This is a genomic window from Streptomyces sp. NPDC001381, from assembly GCF_042895685.1.
Classification (GTDB): domain Bacteria; phylum Actinomycetota; class Actinomycetes; order Streptomycetales; family Streptomycetaceae; genus Streptomyces.
This window is the reverse complement of record NZ_JBIAWO010000002.1, coordinates 1,385,017-1,398,944: the sequence shown is the minus strand read 5'-3', so window position 1 is coordinate 1,398,944 and position 13,928 is coordinate 1,385,017. Positions and strand designations below refer to the sequence as shown.

At 71.3% G+C, this 13,928-nt stretch carries 17 protein-coding genes; 8 read left to right on the top strand and 9 right to left on the bottom strand.

What is annotated here, in order from left to right; translation table 11 throughout:
- Positions 1 to 84 precede the first annotated feature (84 nt).
- Positions 85 to 660: a YdeI family protein gene (locus ACFY2L_RS13255; protein ID WP_390822324.1), complete on the top strand. Its 576-nt coding sequence runs from the start codon at positions 85 to 87 to the stop codon at positions 658 to 660.
- Between the two features lie 24 nt (positions 661 to 684).
- Here ACFY2L_RS13255 and ACFY2L_RS13250 read toward each other — a convergent pair whose 3' ends face one another.
- The 3 genes from ACFY2L_RS13250 to ACFY2L_RS13240 are packed head-to-tail and all read right to left on the bottom strand — an operon-like array spanning position 685 to position 2,752.
- Complete coding sequence (locus ACFY2L_RS13250; RefSeq protein WP_390822323.1) at positions 685 to 1,158, bottom strand: DsrE/DsrF/DrsH-like family protein; 474 nt, start codon at positions 1,156 to 1,158, stop codon at positions 685 to 687.
- 17 nt (positions 1,159 to 1,175) lie between these two features.
- Positions 1,176 to 1,493 (bottom strand): TusE/DsrC/DsvC family sulfur relay protein, encoded by a 318-nt coding sequence (locus ACFY2L_RS13245; RefSeq protein WP_390657057.1) that lies wholly within the window; start codon positions 1,491 to 1,493, stop codon positions 1,176 to 1,178.
- Positions 1,494 to 1,510: 17 nt separating this feature from the next.
- Complete coding sequence (locus ACFY2L_RS13240; RefSeq protein ID WP_390822322.1) at positions 1,511 to 2,752, bottom strand: NAD(P)/FAD-dependent oxidoreductase; 1,242 nt, start codon at positions 2,750 to 2,752, stop codon at positions 1,511 to 1,513.
- A 278-nt stretch (positions 2,753 to 3,030) separates the two neighbouring features.
- On the opposite strand from ACFY2L_RS13240, the gene ACFY2L_RS13235 reads away from it, so the two are divergent.
- Genes ACFY2L_RS13235 through ACFY2L_RS13225 form a run of 3 tightly spaced genes read left to right on the top strand, consistent with a single transcriptional unit; the run spans position 3,031 to position 5,592 of the window.
- Complete coding sequence (locus ACFY2L_RS13235; RefSeq protein ID WP_390657055.1) at positions 3,031 to 3,483, top strand: OsmC family protein; 453 nt, start codon at positions 3,031 to 3,033, stop codon at positions 3,481 to 3,483.
- On the top strand, positions 3,480 to 5,207 hold the full coding sequence (locus ACFY2L_RS13230; protein ID WP_390822321.1) for an aminotransferase class V-fold PLP-dependent enzyme: 1,728 nt from the start codon (positions 3,480 to 3,482) through the stop codon (positions 5,205 to 5,207). Before ACFY2L_RS13235 ends, ACFY2L_RS13230 begins: the two co-directional genes overlap by 4 nt.
- 16 nt (positions 5,208 to 5,223) lie before the next feature.
- Positions 5,224 to 5,592 carry a thioredoxin family protein gene (locus ACFY2L_RS13225; RefSeq protein WP_390657053.1) on the top strand — a complete coding sequence of 123 codons (369 nt, stop codon included), beginning with the start codon at positions 5,224 to 5,226 and terminating at the stop codon, positions 5,590 to 5,592.
- A gap of 47 nt (positions 5,593 to 5,639) precedes the next feature.
- Here ACFY2L_RS13225 and ACFY2L_RS13220 read toward each other — a convergent pair whose 3' ends face one another.
- Positions 5,640 to 6,227 carry a rhodanese-like domain-containing protein gene (locus tag ACFY2L_RS13220; RefSeq protein ID WP_390657052.1) on the bottom strand — a complete coding sequence of 196 codons (588 nt, stop codon included), beginning with the start codon at positions 6,225 to 6,227 and terminating at the stop codon, positions 5,640 to 5,642.
- A 107-nt stretch (positions 6,228 to 6,334) separates the two neighbouring features.
- On the opposite strand from ACFY2L_RS13220, the gene ACFY2L_RS13215 reads away from it, so the two are divergent.
- Positions 6,335 to 6,622, top strand: a complete 288-nt coding sequence (locus ACFY2L_RS13215; protein ID WP_390657051.1) for a metal-sensitive transcriptional regulator — start codon at positions 6,335 to 6,337, stop codon at positions 6,620 to 6,622.
- Positions 6,623 to 6,643: 21 nt separating this feature from the next.
- Here the strand turns inward: ACFY2L_RS13215 and ACFY2L_RS13210 are convergent, their stop codons facing one another.
- From ACFY2L_RS13210 to ACFY2L_RS13200, 3 genes are all read right to left on the bottom strand, one after another.
- Positions 6,644 to 7,390, bottom strand: a complete 747-nt coding sequence (locus ACFY2L_RS13210; RefSeq protein WP_390822320.1) for a sulfite exporter TauE/SafE family protein — start codon at positions 7,388 to 7,390, stop codon at positions 6,644 to 6,646.
- Positions 7,387 to 7,776 carry a rhodanese-like domain-containing protein gene (locus ACFY2L_RS13205; protein ID WP_390822319.1) on the bottom strand — a complete coding sequence of 130 codons (390 nt, stop codon included), beginning with the start codon at positions 7,774 to 7,776 and terminating at the stop codon, positions 7,387 to 7,389. The genes ACFY2L_RS13210 and ACFY2L_RS13205 overlap by 4 nt, the downstream gene beginning before the upstream one ends.
- Before the next feature lie 69 nt (positions 7,777 to 7,845).
- Positions 7,846 to 9,213, bottom strand: a complete 1,368-nt coding sequence (locus tag ACFY2L_RS13200; protein WP_390657048.1) for a rhodanese-like domain-containing protein — start codon at positions 9,211 to 9,213, stop codon at positions 7,846 to 7,848.
- A 184-nt stretch (positions 9,214 to 9,397) separates the two neighbouring features.
- On the opposite strand from ACFY2L_RS13200, the gene ACFY2L_RS13195 reads away from it, so the two are divergent.
- A complete protein-coding gene (locus ACFY2L_RS13195; protein ID WP_390657047.1) occupies positions 9,398 to 9,802 on the top strand; it encodes a DUF302 domain-containing protein in 405 nt (134 codons plus the stop codon).
- A gap of 268 nt (positions 9,803 to 10,070) precedes the next feature.
- Here the strand turns inward: ACFY2L_RS13195 and ACFY2L_RS13190 are convergent, their stop codons facing one another.
- Positions 10,071 to 11,084, bottom strand: a complete 1,014-nt coding sequence (locus tag ACFY2L_RS13190; RefSeq protein ID WP_390657046.1) for an SPFH domain-containing protein — start codon at positions 11,082 to 11,084, stop codon at positions 10,071 to 10,073.
- Positions 11,085 to 11,088: 4 nt separating this feature from the next.
- Positions 11,089 to 11,520 carry an NfeD family protein gene (locus ACFY2L_RS13185; RefSeq protein ID WP_390822318.1) on the bottom strand — a complete coding sequence of 144 codons (432 nt, stop codon included), beginning with the start codon at positions 11,518 to 11,520 and terminating at the stop codon, positions 11,089 to 11,091.
- A 285-nt stretch (positions 11,521 to 11,805) separates the two neighbouring features.
- On the opposite strand from ACFY2L_RS13185, the gene ACFY2L_RS13180 reads away from it, so the two are divergent.
- Both ACFY2L_RS13180 and ACFY2L_RS13175 read left to right on the top strand, forming a co-directional pair.
- Positions 11,806 to 12,507, top strand: coding sequence for a response regulator transcription factor (locus ACFY2L_RS13180; RefSeq protein ID WP_390657044.1), 702 nt, complete (start codon positions 11,806 to 11,808; stop codon positions 12,505 to 12,507).
- Complete coding sequence (locus ACFY2L_RS13175) at positions 12,504 to 13,853, top strand: sensor histidine kinase (RefSeq protein ID WP_390822317.1); 1,350 nt, start codon at positions 12,504 to 12,506, stop codon at positions 13,851 to 13,853. Before ACFY2L_RS13180 ends, ACFY2L_RS13175 begins: the two co-directional genes overlap by 4 nt.
- Positions 13,854 to 13,928: the final 75 nt, after the last annotated feature.

The following is a 13,928-nucleotide window of genomic DNA, read 5'->3' as shown; positions in this document are numbered from 1 at the left end:
CTCCCACCGGTCCGGGCCACTGCAGGACCCGCACCATGCGCGAAGGCGCTGTAACGGTCGGCCGACGCATGGTTCACTGCCAAGGTGGCCGATGAACTGGAAATCATTCTGTTCGAGTCTGGCGAGGCATTCGAGTCCTGGCTGGGCGAGCATCACTCCTCCTCGCCCGGGATCTGGCTGAAGCTCAGGAAGAAGGCCCGCGGGGTCGTGGCTCTGGACTACGCGCAGGCCCTCGATGTGGCACTTTGCTACGGCTGGATCGACGGGCAGAAGCGCAAGTACGACGACTGCCATTGGCTGCAGCGGTTCACGCCGCGCAAGCCGAACAGCAGGTGGTCCAAGATCAACCGCGACAAGGTCGCGTCCCTGCGCGAACAGGGACGCATGCGACCGCCGGGACTTGCCGAGGTCGAGCGCGCCAAGGCGGATGGCCGCTGGGACGCCGCGTACGACGGGGCGAAGAATGCCTCGGTGCCGGACGATCTGGCCGAGGCCCTGGCGGCGAACCCCGCCGCCGCGGAGTTCTTCGCGGCGCTGGACGGCCAGAACCGATACGCGATCCTGTACCGCGTCCAGGACGCGAAGAAGCCCGAGACCCGAGCGCGACGGATCGAGAAGTATGTAGCGATGCTGGCCGACCAGCAGAAGCTTCACCCCTGAAGGCCGGGTACGGCGCCTGCCACCTCAGGTGTAGATGATCTGGCCGCCGGCCGCGTGCTCGTAGAACTCGCCGACGGTGATGATGCCCCGGACCTGCTCGACGAGGTCGTCCTTGTCGAGCTCGAAGAGGTCGACGGACGCCTTGCAGGCGTAGATCCCGGCGCCGGTGTCGGAGATCATCTCGATGAACTCGGGGATCGGCGGGATGTCGAGCTTCTCCATCTTGCGTTCCATGTACCGGGTGACCAGGTCCGGCACCCCCGGTATGCCGCCCAGCAGGGTCGGCAGGTGCAGACCGGGATTGCCGACCGTGGCCAGCTTGATGTGCTCCCAGCGCTTCTTCGTGATGGCGTCGAGACCGAAGAAGGTGAAGAACAGGTCGGCCTCGATGCCCTCGGCGCGGGCGCCGTTGGCCATGATCAGGGCCGGGTAGATCCCCTCCAGGGATCCCTTGGAGACGATGATCGAGACCTTCTCGATCGTGGCGGTGTCGGACATGGCGGGCCCTCTCCTTCTCAGATGCAGCCACGGGGCTTGGGAATCCCGGCGATCTTCGCGGCGGTCTTGGCCGGGCCCTTCGGGAACAGCTGGTAGAGCTCCTTGACGCTGACACCGGAGGTCTTGCCGAGCACCCGGACGGTGGGTCCGGTGCCCTTGGCGGCGTACTGCTCCCGCATGAAGCGGATGACCGTCCAGTGCCGGTCGGTCAGTGTCTCGATGCCCTGCTCGTGGGCGAGCTGTTCGGCCATGGGCTCGGTCCACCGGCCGGGGTCGGTGAAGAAGCCCTCGTCGTCGACGGGGACGGTCGTGTCGCCGTAAGTGGCGGTGGGCATGGCGATGCTCCTTGGACTCAGGCGTGGATGTGGTGCTTGCCGTGCTCGGGCATCGCCGAGCCGATGCCGGGCAGGTCCCGGCCGGGCAGCAGGCTGTGCCAGTAGAGCCACTCGAAGGCGAGCTTGCCGAGGTGGGCCGCGTGGGACTCCTTCAGCAGCGGCAGGCCGACGGCGGCCGGGAAGTGGCCGGGCAGCGGCTCGGTGGCGTAGTTGAAGTCGATGAGCAGCGCCTTGTGGAACCCGGTCTCGACGAAGCAGTTGGCGTGTCCGTCGAAGGAGGCGTCCAGCGGCTGTCCGGCGAGGAAGCGGGTGACGTTGCGCACCAGCACCTCGCCCTCGAAGTGGGCCACCGACCCGGCTTTCGACGCCGGCAGACCGGCCGCGTCGCCGATGGCGAACACCTCGGGATGGTCGGGGTGCTGGAGGGTGTGCGGGTCGACGGGTACGAAGTCCAGCTCGTCGCCCAGGCCCTCGGAGCGTCCGACGTACTCCGCGCCCCCGTGCAGGGGTACGACGACGGCCAGGTCGAACGGCAGCTCCCGTTCGTCGTACGAGACCAGCCGGCCGCCCCTGCCGTCGACCTCGCCGAGCGTGAACTCGGTGACCAGCTCCACGCCCTTCTCCGTCAGCAGCCCGCCCAGCGCCTTCGCCGCGACCGGCTTGGTGAAGGCCGCGTCGAGCGGAGTGGCGTAGGTCAGCCGGACCTTGTCGCGGATGCCGCGCCGCTGGAAGTACCAGTCGGCGAGGAAGGCGAACTCCATTGGTGCGACGGGACACTTGAGCGGCAGGTCCGCGACGTCGACCACGACGCGACCGCCGTCGAAACGCTCCAGGGCGTCGCGCAGGCCGACGGCGCCGGGCAGGTCGTAGAAGGTGAAGACGTTCTCACCCCAGCCGGGGCCGGTCAGTCCCTCGGTCTCCTCCGGCAGCAGCCGGGCGCCGGTGGCGACCACCAGCACGTCGTAGGTCAGCCGGATACGGTCGGCGAGGTGCACCGTCCGCTCGGTCAGGTCGACCCGCTCGATCCGGGCCTGCTTGTAGTCGACGGCGGTGTGCAGCTGCCGCGGGCGGGAGCGGACGAGGTGGTGCGGCTGGGCGAGCCCGAAGGGGACGAACAGCAGGCCGGGCTGGTAGAGGTGGTCGTCGTTCTGGTCGACGACCGTGATCCGACAATCCCGCTCGTCGTACACGCGCCGCAGGCGGTTGGCCGCCATGGTGCCGGCGGTTCCGCTTCCGAGAATCACGATGTGTTGGCCCATGTCCCCACTGTCGTACGGCAGATGAGAGCGGGACATGGGCCACTCGTCCCCACCCGGGTACCCACCGGGGTATGCCTTCACCCGGCCCCCTTTACTCGCCGCAACCGACTTGTCCGCCGCAAACCCGCTGATAAAATACCCGGCAGGGTATATCACCGCGGCAGCTTGCGCGAGGGCCGAAAGCCCCCTGCCGCACCCCGTCGGCCTCTCGATCCGCCGTGCCGTCCGTGGTCGACTGGAATCCGGCAGCAGTCGGCACGAGCGAGAAGGGCCCGGCCATGACCGCCAGCACGCAGCAGACCCCCGGTACGAACCGGCCGCAGTCCACGGATGTGCACCGTTTGGAGGTCACCCACGTCGATCGCGACGCCTACACCGTGGACATCCGCGGCCACCGCCTCCAGGTCGACCAGCCCCCCGAGGCGGGCGGCACGGACACCGCGCCCACTCCCACGGAACTCTTCGCCGCCTCCCTGGCCACCTGCGTCGCCTTCTACGCGGGCCGCTACCTCCACCGGCACGGCCTGCACCGCACCGGCCTGCGGGTCCGTACGGAGTTCACCATGGCGACCGACCGCCCCGCCCGCGTCGCCTCCCTGCGTGTCGTGGTCATACCGCCGCCAGGTCTTCCCGAGCAGCGCCGGGCGGCCCTGCTGGCCGTGGCCTCGCACTGCACGGTGCACAACACCCTCCACGAGCCGCCCGAGGTCGCCATCGAGCTGGAGTCATGAGCCCCTCCTCCGCGCCCGTCACGTCGGCCCTGCTGGAGCGCATCCGGGCCGGCCTCATCGGGGACGACGAGGTACTGGACGGCCCGTACGGCCCGAAGCGGATCGTGTACGCGGACTACACCGCCTCCGGCCGCTCACTGGACTTCGTCGAGGACTTCATCCGGGAGCAGGTTCTGCCCCGGTACGGCAACACCCACACGGAGAGCTCCAGCACCGGTCTGCAGACGACCCGCCTGCGCGAGGACGCCCGCCGGATCATCCGCGACGCAGTGGGCGGCACCGAGGACGACCTCGTCGTCTTCTGCGGTTCGGGCGCCACCACCGCCGTCAACAAGCTGGTCGGGATCCTCGGCCTGCGCCGCCCGGACCGACCACCGGAGGCACGGCGTCCGGTCGTCTTCGTCGGGCCGTACGAGCACCACTCGAACGAACTGCCCTGGCGTGAGTCGGTCGCCGACGTCGTGGTCATCGACGAGGATCCGGACGGCCACATCGACCTCGCCCTGCTCGAAGCGGGACTGCGGCGGTACGCCGGCCGGCCGCTGCGCATCGGCAGCTTCTCCGCCGCCTCCAACGTGACCGGCATCCTCACCGACGCCGACCGTGTCGCCCGGCTGCTGCACGCGCACGGCGCCCTCTCCTTCTGGGACTACGCGGCCGCCGCTCCGTACGTCCCGATCCGGGTCGCGGAGAGCGAGCCCGGCGCGGGCGATCACAAGGACGCCCTCTTCCTGTCACCGCACAAGTTCGTCGGCGGCCCGCAGACCCCGGGCGTGCTCGTCGTACGCCGCGAACTCGTCCGCGACCGGGTGCCCACCGCACCCGGCGGCGGCACCGTCGCCTTCGTGGACCCCCTCGGCCACCGCTACCTCGACGACCCGGTCGCCCGGGAGGAGGGCGGCACCCCGGCCATCGTCGAGTCCGTCCGCGCCGGGCTGGTCTTCGCCCTCAAACAGGCCGTCGGCACCGACACGATCCAGGCAGCCGAGGAACGGCACTGGCGGCAGGCACTGACCCGCTGGGAGGGCAACCCGCGGATCGAGGTGCTCGGCAACCACCACGCCCGGCGGCTGTCCATCGTCTCCTTCCGCATCCGCCATGGCGACCGCTCCTCACTGCACCACAACTACGTCGTCGCCCTGCTCAACGACCTGTTCGGCATCCAGGCCCGCGGAGGCTGCTCGTGCGCAGGACCGTACGGACACCGCCTGCTCGCCATCGACGCCGCCACCTCCCACGCCCTGCGCGACGAGATCGTCCACGGCTGCGACGGCATCAAACCCGGCTGGGCCCGCGTCAACTTCAACTACTTCATCAGCGACACGGTCCGCGACTACCTCATCGACGCCGTCGACCTGATCGCCCTGTACGGCCACCGGCTCCTGCCCGACTACCGCTTCGACCCGCACACCGGGCAGTGGCGTCACCACGCCGGCGCCGCCGATCCGCCGCTGCGCCTGACCGGCGTGCGTTTCACCGCCGACGGACGGGTCACCGCCCCGGCCCTGCGCCGCCGCCGGCTGGAAGAGGAGGCACTGCCCGGCCAACTCGAGCGCGCCCGCGAGGTGTTCGCCTCACGTCCCGACCGTCTGGACGCCGGCCCCACCGGGCTGCCTGCCGACTTCGAGCGCATGCGCTGGTTCCCGCTGCCGCCCGTCTGCCTGTCAGCCTGGAACAAATCCGGACCGGTTCCGGTTGAAGCAGATACCCCACCGGGTATATGAGAGGAGACCGGAAGCCATGCCGACGATCGAACTGACCAAGGACAACTTCGAGGAGACCGTTGCCGGTTCGGAGATCCTCCTGATCGACTTCTGGGCGGCCTGGTGCGGACCGTGCCGGATGTTCGGCCCCGTCTACGAGAAGGCGGCCGCCCGCCACCCCGACATCGTCTTCGGCAAGGTCGACACCGAGGCACAGCCCGAACTCGCCGGGGCCTTCCGGATCTCGTCCATCCCCACCCTCATGGCCGTCCGCGACCGTACCGTCCTGTACGCGCAGCCGGGCGCGCTGCCGCCACAGGCGCTGGAGGAGCTCATCGGCAGGATCCGGGCCGTCGACATGAAGGACGTGCGCCGACAAGCCGCAGGCCGGGCGGAAGCGAACTGACACCGAAGGGCACCCGTGGATTCCACGGGTGCCCTTCGGTGTGCCGGTCAGCGCCCGCGCAGGGCGGCGAGCGCGGTGTCGAGGTCGGCGGCCCGGGGGCGGTTGTGGGGCAGCTTGCCGAGGAGGGCCGCCATGCCGCAGGTGTTCGTGAGCGCGGAGAAGACCAGGCCACCCGCGATACCGGCCGAGATCAGCTGGAGGAGCGGGTGCACGAGCCACCCGAGGACGAGGCCGATCAGGACCAGGCTGCCCGCGGTGAAGCGGACCTGGCGTTCCATGCTCCAGCCGGCGCGGGAGTCGCAGGCGACCGGTGTGTGCAGGTCGTGCCCTCCGGCGGCCCAGGCGCCGGTACCGCCGGTGAGCGTGGCCGTGGGGATGCCCTGTTCGGCCAGCAGCTTGCAGGCGTTCTCGGAGCGGGCGCCTGAGGCGCACACGACCAGGACGTCACCGCGCTCGGCGGCGTGCCGGATCTCCGGCAGTGCCCGCCGGATGTGGTCCAGGGGGATGTTGACGGCGCCGGGCAGGTGCCCGGAGGCGTACTCGGCGGGCGTGCGCACGTCGATGACGGTGAACTCGTGGAGCCGGGCGCGGGCCTCGTGGGTGGCGAGGGCGACCGGGGTCGGGGAACTGGTCATGGCAGATGTGATCCTTGATGGGTCGAGATGGCCGGGATGGTTGATGGTCGACGCCGCCCCGAACCGGGACGTACAGTACCCCTAGGGGTATTTTTCTAGGAGTGATCGTGGAACTGGAGCTCGAGGGTGCCGACCTGAAGTCGGTGCTGAACCGGCTGCGCCGGGCGCAGGGTCAGATCTCCGGCGTGATCCGGATGATCGAGGAGGGACGCGACTGCGGGGACGTCGTGACGCAGCTCGCCGCCGCCTCGCGCGCGCTCGACCGGGCCGGTTTCGCGATCATCGCGACGGGCCTGCAGCAGTGCCTGGCGGACATCGACTCCGGCCGCAGGAACGGTGAGGACACGGACGCGATGCGCGCCCGGCTGGAAAAACTCTTCCTGTCGCTCGCTTGAGAGCCTGCACCGCGGCGGCTGTCACAGCACCGCGTCGATCAGCATGAACGCGGCCACCGTCAGCAGCACCAGGGCGAAGATCCGTTGAAGCGTGTTCCCGGAGACCTTCGCGGCCAGCCGTTTCCCGTCCCACGCGCCGAGGATCGCGGCCCCGACGAACGGCGCGACGACCGCCCAGTCCAGCCCCTCGACCGTGCCGACGCGCGTCGCCAGCGCGGCCAGCGAGTTGACGGTGATGACCAGCAGGCTGGTACCCACCGCCTTCCGCATCCGCATACCCAGCACGCCCACCAGCGCCGGGACGGCGAGGAATCCGCCGCCGACACCGAGAACACCGGTGACCGCGCCGAGCCCCGCCCCGGCGGCCGCGGCACGGCCCGGCCGCGCCGGCGCCACACCCTCCGCACTCGGCCGGTACCGCAGCATGCGCAGCGCGGCCGCTCCCGCGACCACGCCGAAGGCCGCCGTCAGCTCGGCCGCCGGAATACGGGCGGACAGCGCGCCGCCCAGCATCGCCGGGCCGATCCCGGCCGCCGCGAACAGCAGCCCCGTACGCCAGCGCACATGACCGTCGCGAGCATGCGCGGACAGTGCGGTGGCGGATGTCAGGACGACGATGACCAGACTCGCCGTGGTGGCCGCCACGGGGGTGAAACCGAGCAGGTAGATCAGGGCCGGGACCGCCAGCACACTGCCACCGCCCCCGAGCGCACCCAGCGCCAGACCGATCACGGCCCCGGCGGCCAGGGCGAGGACCACAGCGCTCACGCGACGACGCCGTTCCCGCCGCGCGCGTCCACGACCGGCAGTCCGGCCGCGGCCCAGCCCTTCATCCCGCCCACCACGTCCACGGCCTCCGAACCGCGGGCGGCGAGGATGTCGGCGGCCTGCAGCGAACGGTTGCCGGAACGGCAGATCACCACCAGGGGCCGCGCCTGCGCGACATCGGGAAGCCCCGCCCCGGCGGCCAGCGAGGACAACGGCACGTGCACGGCTCGCGGCGCATGCCCCGCCCGCCACTCGTGCGGCTCGCGCACGTCCAGCAGCACGGCGTCGCCTCCGCCGCCGGCGGCGTCGCCGTGGCCGGTGCGCGCGGCCGCCTCCCGTACGGTCACGCGGCCCGGACCTCCCCGACCTCGTCGGAAGATGCTCATCTCGGTTCTCGCTCCTGTTTCCGTTGTCGGTGTGGAAATGCGGCGGGGCCTGTGCGGCGCCTCGCGCCGTCAGGGGTTGCGGACGGTGAGTCCTGCCTTCTCGGCCGCGTCGAAGGAGTCGTCCACGGCGACGACGTCCCGGCCGGCGGCGTCGAGCAGGGAGGCGGCGATGGCGGCGCGCATGCCGCCCGCGCAGTGCACCCACACCTCACCCTCGGGGACCTCGTCGAGACGGCGGTGCAGGGTGTGGACCGGGATGTGGACCGAGCCCTCGATGTACCCGCCGCCTCGCTCCGACGCCCGCCGGACGTCCAGGACGACGACACCTTCGGCCGGGTGCCGGTCCGCGAGGTCGGCGAAGGTCGCCCGCGGGAAGGAGACCGGCTTGTCGCCGTCGCGCACCCAGTCGGCAGGCTCGCCGGTGGCCGCGGCGGCCGGCCGGTCGATGCCGACGCGGACCAGCTCGCGCTGTGCGGCGGCGAGCTGTCCGGGTGACTCGGCGAGCAGCGTCACCGGTTTGCCCCACGGGATCAGCCAGGCCAGATAGGTGGCGAGCTGTCCCTCGGCCTCGAAGTTGAACGAGCCGGACACATGCCCGGCGGCGAACGCGACACGGTTGCGCAGGTCCACCACCCACTCCCCCGCCGCCAGCCGGGCCGCGATCTCCTCGGCGTCCGCGACGGCGGGCGGGGTCAGGTCGACGGCCGCCGGGCCCGCGGCATTGGCCGGCCCCATGTGCGCGTAGTAGGCGGGGATGTCGTCCAGGCCGGCCAGCAGATCGGCGACGAAGGTGTCCACGTCCCGGGTGAAGGCCTCGTTGGACGCCTTCTCCTTGCCGATGGTCGTGGCGCTGCCCTCGGCCTGGGACGACGAGCAGAAGCTGCCGAAGCCGTGCGTGGGCAGCACCGCCGTCTCGTCGGGCAGCTCGGCGGCCAGCCGGTGCGCGGAGGCGTGCTGGGCGCGGGCGAGCCGCTCGGTCAGCCGCGGCTCGACGAGGTCCGGGCGGCCGACGGTGCCGATCAGCAGCGAACCGCCGGTGAACACCGCGACCGCGACGCCGTTCTCCTCCAGTACGTAGGAGGTGTGGTGCGGGGTGTGACCGGGCGTGGCCAGCGCGCGCAGGGTGAGGCCGGCGTCGCCGTCGACCTGCACCCGGTCGCCGTCGTGCACCGGAACGCGCTCGAAGGAGACGCGGGCCCCGGCGGGCACGAGGTAGGCGGCACCGGTGACCCGGGCCAGCTCCAGGCCGCCGGTGACGTAGTCGTTGTGGACATGCGTCTCGACGACCTGCGCGATCCGCACCCCTCGCCGCGCGGCCGCCGCGATCACCTGGTCGATGTCGCGCGGCGGGTCGACGGCCACGGCGGTGCGCTCACCGCCCGCGAGATAGCTCCGGTTGCCGAGCCCGGCCACCTCGATCGTGTCGACGAAGAACACGAGGTACTCCCTTCCAGCGAAGAATTACCCCAGGGGGTATGTCTTCGACGGTAGCATGAGTACCCCAGGGGGTATTTTCAGAGGCAACGAAAGCCCCCGGGAACCGCCGCAGGAGCACCCGTGCACCCGCACCCGGCCGGACACCCGTCCCCCGCCGCACGCACCGCTGAGAAGGGCCCACCCCATGCGCTACGACCGCACAGTCCGCCTCCACGCCGACTTCGCCACCGCCGTCGCCCGCACCCGCGACGCCCTCGCGGAGCAGGGGTTCGGCATCCTCACCGAGATCGACGTCGCCGCCACCCTCAAGGCCAAGCTCGACCACGACATGGAGGACTACGTCATCCTGGGCGCCTGCAACCCGCCCCTCGCCCACCGCGCCCTGGAGACCGACCGCTCGATCGGCCTGCTGCTGCCCTGCAACGTCGTCGTCCGCCGCGACGGCGACCACACCGCCGTACAGGCCCTCGACCCGAACACCATGGTCGCCCTCACCGAACTCGACGCCCTGCGCCCCGTCGCCGAGGAAGCCACCCGCCGCCTCGACGCCGCGCTCACCGCCCTCACCGCGGCCGACGCCGGAAGCTGACACCACCCCGGGCGACCGCACGCCTCCCCTGCCCGGGTCCGCGCACCCCGCACGTGCGACGAGGATCCGGGCCCGGGAACGTCCGCGTCGGACGTCCGCCCGGCGTTGCCGGTCGGGGCCGGCACGATGCGCGGCCATGGGAACGAGAGACGGCAGCGCACACGGACTGCGGCTGGTCGTGCTCCGCCCGGCCGACGGCGGCCGCACCCCACGCGGGGTCCATGATCGGGACGCCGCCCGCCGTCAGCGAGGCGGGCGGAGCGGGAGATCATCGGGGCTTTGTACGCTCGGCCTTGGCTGCGTCGGCGAGGGCGGCGGCAGCGGCTTCCTCCGCCTGAGCCTTGTCGTTGGCGGCCTGGGCGACCATGTCGTCCGAGGGCTTCTCACGGGTGGCCGGCGACTGGGGCAGCACCTCGGTGAAGGCGCGGGAAACGCCCTGAAGTGCGGAGGTGATCTCGCTCGGGATCACCCAGAAATTGTTGCCCGGACCTTGCGCGAGTTGGGGCAGCGTCTGGAGGTACTGGTAGGCGAGCAGCTTGGGATCGGGGTCGTTGCGATGTACGGCCTGGAACACCTCGTCGATGGCCCGCGACTGGCCCTCGGCCTGGAGGATCGCAGCGGTACGGTTGCCCTCCGCGCGCAGGACGGCGGCCTGCTTGTCGCCTTCGGCGGTGAGTATCTGCGACTGGCGTTGCCCCTCGGCTCCGAGGATCGCGGCCCGCTTGTCCCGCTCCGCTCGCATCTGCTTCTGCATCGCGTCCTTGATGGTCTGCGGAGGGTCGATGGCCTTGATCTCCACCCGGTTGACCCTCAGCCCCCACTTCCCGGTGGCCTCGTCCAGCACGCCACGGAGCTGGCTGTTGATGGTGTCCCGCGAGGTGAGCGTCTTCTCCAGGTCCATGGAACCCACCACGTTGCGCAACGTGGTGACGGTCAGCTGTTCGACGGCCTGCAGGAAGTTCGCGATCTCGTAGAACGCCGCTCGCGGATCGGTGACCTGGAAATAGAGGACGGTGTCGATCTCGACCACCAGATTGTCCTCGGTGATGACCGGTTGCGGCTTGAAGGAGACGACCTGTTCCCGCAGGTCGATCACCGGATGCACGCGGTCGATGTACGGGATGACGAGATTGAGGCCGGGATTCAGGGTCCGGTGGTAGCGGCCGAGTCGCTCGACGTTGCGAGCGCGCGCCTGGGGAACGATACGGACCGCACGCACCACGGTGAAAACCGCGAACAGCGCGACGATCAGGCCGGCAATGAGGAACGCCGAGGTCTCCATGGTTTCAGTCCCGGGGGTAGACGATCGCGGTGGCGCCGCTGATCTCCATGACGTCGACGGTCCGTCCGGCAGGAATCACCAGCGTCTCGTCGTAAGCGCGGGCCGTCCATTCCTCGCCGTCGATGAGCACCCTGCCGCCCGTGCCCGTCACCTCCGAGACGACATGGGCGGTCCTGCCCACCAGGGCGTCCACCCCGAACCGCGCCGCCTGAGGCTGGAGCACGTGCCGCAGCGCGATGGGCCGCACGAACAGCAGGGTGACGGTGGCGACGACGGTGAACACCAGGAACTGGAAGGGCAGCGGCAGCCCGACCGCGGCCGACCCCGCCGTGACCAGCGCGGCCGCGCTCAGCATTCCGAGTGCGGCGGTCAGGGTGAAGATCTCCACCACAGCCAGCACGGCCGCGACGATCAACCAGATCAGCCATGGATCCATTGCGTGCCTCTTCAGACCGATGCGGGTACGGAACGGCCGGCCCGGTGATCCGGCGCGGATGTGGATCAGATCAGCGCGGCACACCCGAAACGGTCGATTCGCACCCAATAGATCGATTTTACGCTGCCGGGTCGGTCCCGAGCAGCGACGGGCGTCCTCATCGGCCCACCGCGGCCCGCCACGGAGGACCGAGGGTCGAACGGCCCCTTGTGGCGCGGCCGTGCCGGAGACGCAGACTGGATGACGTGGGACGTCGATCTCATCGTCCGAAAGCGGGTCTGACGCATGAACGGGCAGGTCACGGGCTTGGCCGAGACGCGGGTGCTGGTCGTGGAGGACGACCGCAGCATCGCGGAGTCCTTGGTGCGCGGGCTGCGGCAGGCCGGATACGCGGTCGAGGGGGTCCGTACCGGCAGGGCGGCCTTGACCGCCGCGTCTCCCGACGTCGTCCTGCTCGATCTGGGGCTGCCCGACATCGACGGGGTCGAGGTGTGCCGGATGCTGCGCGCGCGGTCGGATGCCGCGATCATCGCGGTGACCGCGCGTGGTGAGGAGGCGGACCGGGTGGTGGCCCTGGACGAGGGCGCCGACGACTACCTGGTCAAACCGTTCGGGCTGGCCGAGCTGCTGGCGCGGGTCCGGGCCGTACTGCGCCGCAGACGTCCGGTCGGTCCGGAAGTCCTGCGGCACGGGCCGCTGGCGCTCGACCTGCGGACCCGCCAGGTGTCGATGGACGGCCGCCCGATCGCGCTGACGCCGAAGGAGTTCGGGATTCTGGAGTGCCTGGCCGCCGACCCGGGCCGGGTGGTGAGCCGCCAGCAGATCCTGGAGCGGGCCTGGGACGCCCACTGGTACGGCCCCACCAAGGTCCTGGACGTGCACATCGCGGCGCTGCGCCGCAAGCTCGGCGTGCCGGGACTGATCGAGACGGTGTACGGGCACGGCTTCCGGCTCGGTGCGGCCGAAGGGGCGCGGGAGCAGCCGTGACCCGGCGCATCACCTGGACGCTGCTCGCCCTGACCTCCGTCCTGCTGGTGCTGGCGCTCGTACCACTGGCCGTGTTGATGACGGCACGTGAGCGCGTCGCCTTCCGCGACGATCAGCGGGCGGCCACCCGTGTGGTGGCCGCGGCGGCCGAGGAGCACCTTTCCGACCGCAAGCCGCAGAGGGGCATGCTCCGGGAACTGGACGCCGCGGCACGGGCCGGGGACTGTGCCGCCGTGTACGACGCCGCCGCGCGGCTGGTGGCGAGTACCCCCTGCACCGCCGCGCAGGGCGAGGAGGCGGAGGAGCTGGTGAAGGACGTGCTGGCCGGGCAGGAGCCGGAACCGCCGGAAGACGAGGGCCGGCTGCTGACCGCGGAACCGGCCGGTGAGGTCCACCGGCCCGCCGGCGCCGTCGTCCTCGCCCGCTCCGCGGCCCCGCTCGACGCCCGCACGGCCGCGATCTGGGGATGGTCCGCGGCGATCGGCACCGCGGGGCTCGCCGCGTCCGTGCTGCTGTCCGTCCGCCTCGCCCGCTGGGTGAGCCGCCCGCTGTCGGCACTCGACGCAACGGCACGGAAGCTGGGCGAGGGCTCCCTCGACGAGCGGGCCGAGGCCGGCGACGGACCGCCGGAAGTACGTCGTCTGGCCGCCACGTTCAACACCATGGCCGCCCGTACGGAGGCCCTGGTGCACGGCCACCGGGCCGTGATCGCCGACGTGTCCCATCAGCTGCGCACCCCGTTGGCCGCGCTGCGGCTGCGGCTCGACGTCCTGCGCACCGGCGCCCAGGGCGACGTCGCGGCGGAGCTGGACGCGGCCCAGGAAGAGATCGCACGGCTGTCACGGCTGGTCGACGGGCTGCTCGCGGTGGCCCGGGCCGAGCAGGCGACGCCCCGGCCGACCGCCGTCCGGGTGGACGAGGTGGTCACCGAGCGGGTGGCCGCGTGGTCGCCGGTGGCCCAGGAGCGCGGCGTGCGGCTGCAAGCGTCGGAGGGGCCCGCCCTGACCGCCTCGCTGGGCGGTGGCCACCTGGAGCAGATCCTCGACAACCTGATCGCCAACGCCTTGGACGCCGTTCCCGACGAAGGGAACGTGACCGTCGGCCACCGGCTGGTGGGCAGGTCGGCCCAGGTGTGCGTGACGGACGACGGCCCCGGCATGCCCGCCGCGGCCAAGGCGGTCGCGTTCCGCCGGTTCGGCAACCCCGAGGCCAGGGGCGCGGGGCTGGGGCTGGCCATCGTCCACCGGCTGGTCACCGTGAACGGGGGCAGCGCGCGGTTGCGGGACACCCCGGGCGGCGGGCTGACCGTGGTACTGGACCTGCCTCTGTGGGCGGGAGAGCCCTGAGATCTTTACCGGTTCTGAAGAAGACGTGAGCAGGTTCCCCGGTGCGCTGCGCGCAGCCTGGAGGTGCACGCAGCC

Coding starts and splice junctions, on each gene's coding strand:
- ACFY2L_RS13250 (WP_390822323.1), bottom strand. CDS start 1,158: ATGTCCGACACCGCCACGATCGAGAAGGTCTCGATCATCGTCTCCAAG.
- ACFY2L_RS13245 (WP_390657057.1), bottom strand. CDS start 1,493: ATGCCCACCGCCACTTACGGCGACACGACCGTCCCCGTCGACGACGAG.
- ACFY2L_RS13240 (WP_390822322.1), bottom strand. CDS start 2,752: ATGGGCCAACACATCGTGATTCTCGGAAGCGGAACCGCCGGCACCATG.
- ACFY2L_RS13235 (WP_390657055.1), top strand. CDS start 3,031: ATGACCGCCAGCACGCAGCAGACCCCCGGTACGAACCGGCCGCAGTCC.
- ACFY2L_RS13230 (WP_390822321.1), top strand. CDS start 3,480: ATGAGCCCCTCCTCCGCGCCCGTCACGTCGGCCCTGCTGGAGCGCATC.
- ACFY2L_RS13225 (WP_390657053.1), top strand. CDS start 5,224: ATGCCGACGATCGAACTGACCAAGGACAACTTCGAGGAGACCGTTGCC.
- ACFY2L_RS13220 (WP_390657052.1), bottom strand. CDS start 6,227: ATGACCAGTTCCCCGACCCCGGTCGCCCTCGCCACCCACGAGGCCCGC.
- ACFY2L_RS13205 (WP_390822319.1), bottom strand. CDS start 7,776: ATGAGCATCTTCCGACGAGGTCGGGGAGGTCCGGGCCGCGTGACCGTA.
- ACFY2L_RS13195 (WP_390657047.1), top strand. CDS start 9,398: ATGCGCTACGACCGCACAGTCCGCCTCCACGCCGACTTCGCCACCGCC.
- ACFY2L_RS13190 (WP_390657046.1), bottom strand. CDS start 11,084: ATGGAGACCTCGGCGTTCCTCATTGCCGGCCTGATCGTCGCGCTGTTC.
- ACFY2L_RS13185 (WP_390822318.1), bottom strand. CDS start 11,520: ATGGATCCATGGCTGATCTGGTTGATCGTCGCGGCCGTGCTGGCTGTG.
- ACFY2L_RS13180 (WP_390657044.1), top strand. CDS start 11,806: ATGAACGGGCAGGTCACGGGCTTGGCCGAGACGCGGGTGCTGGTCGTG.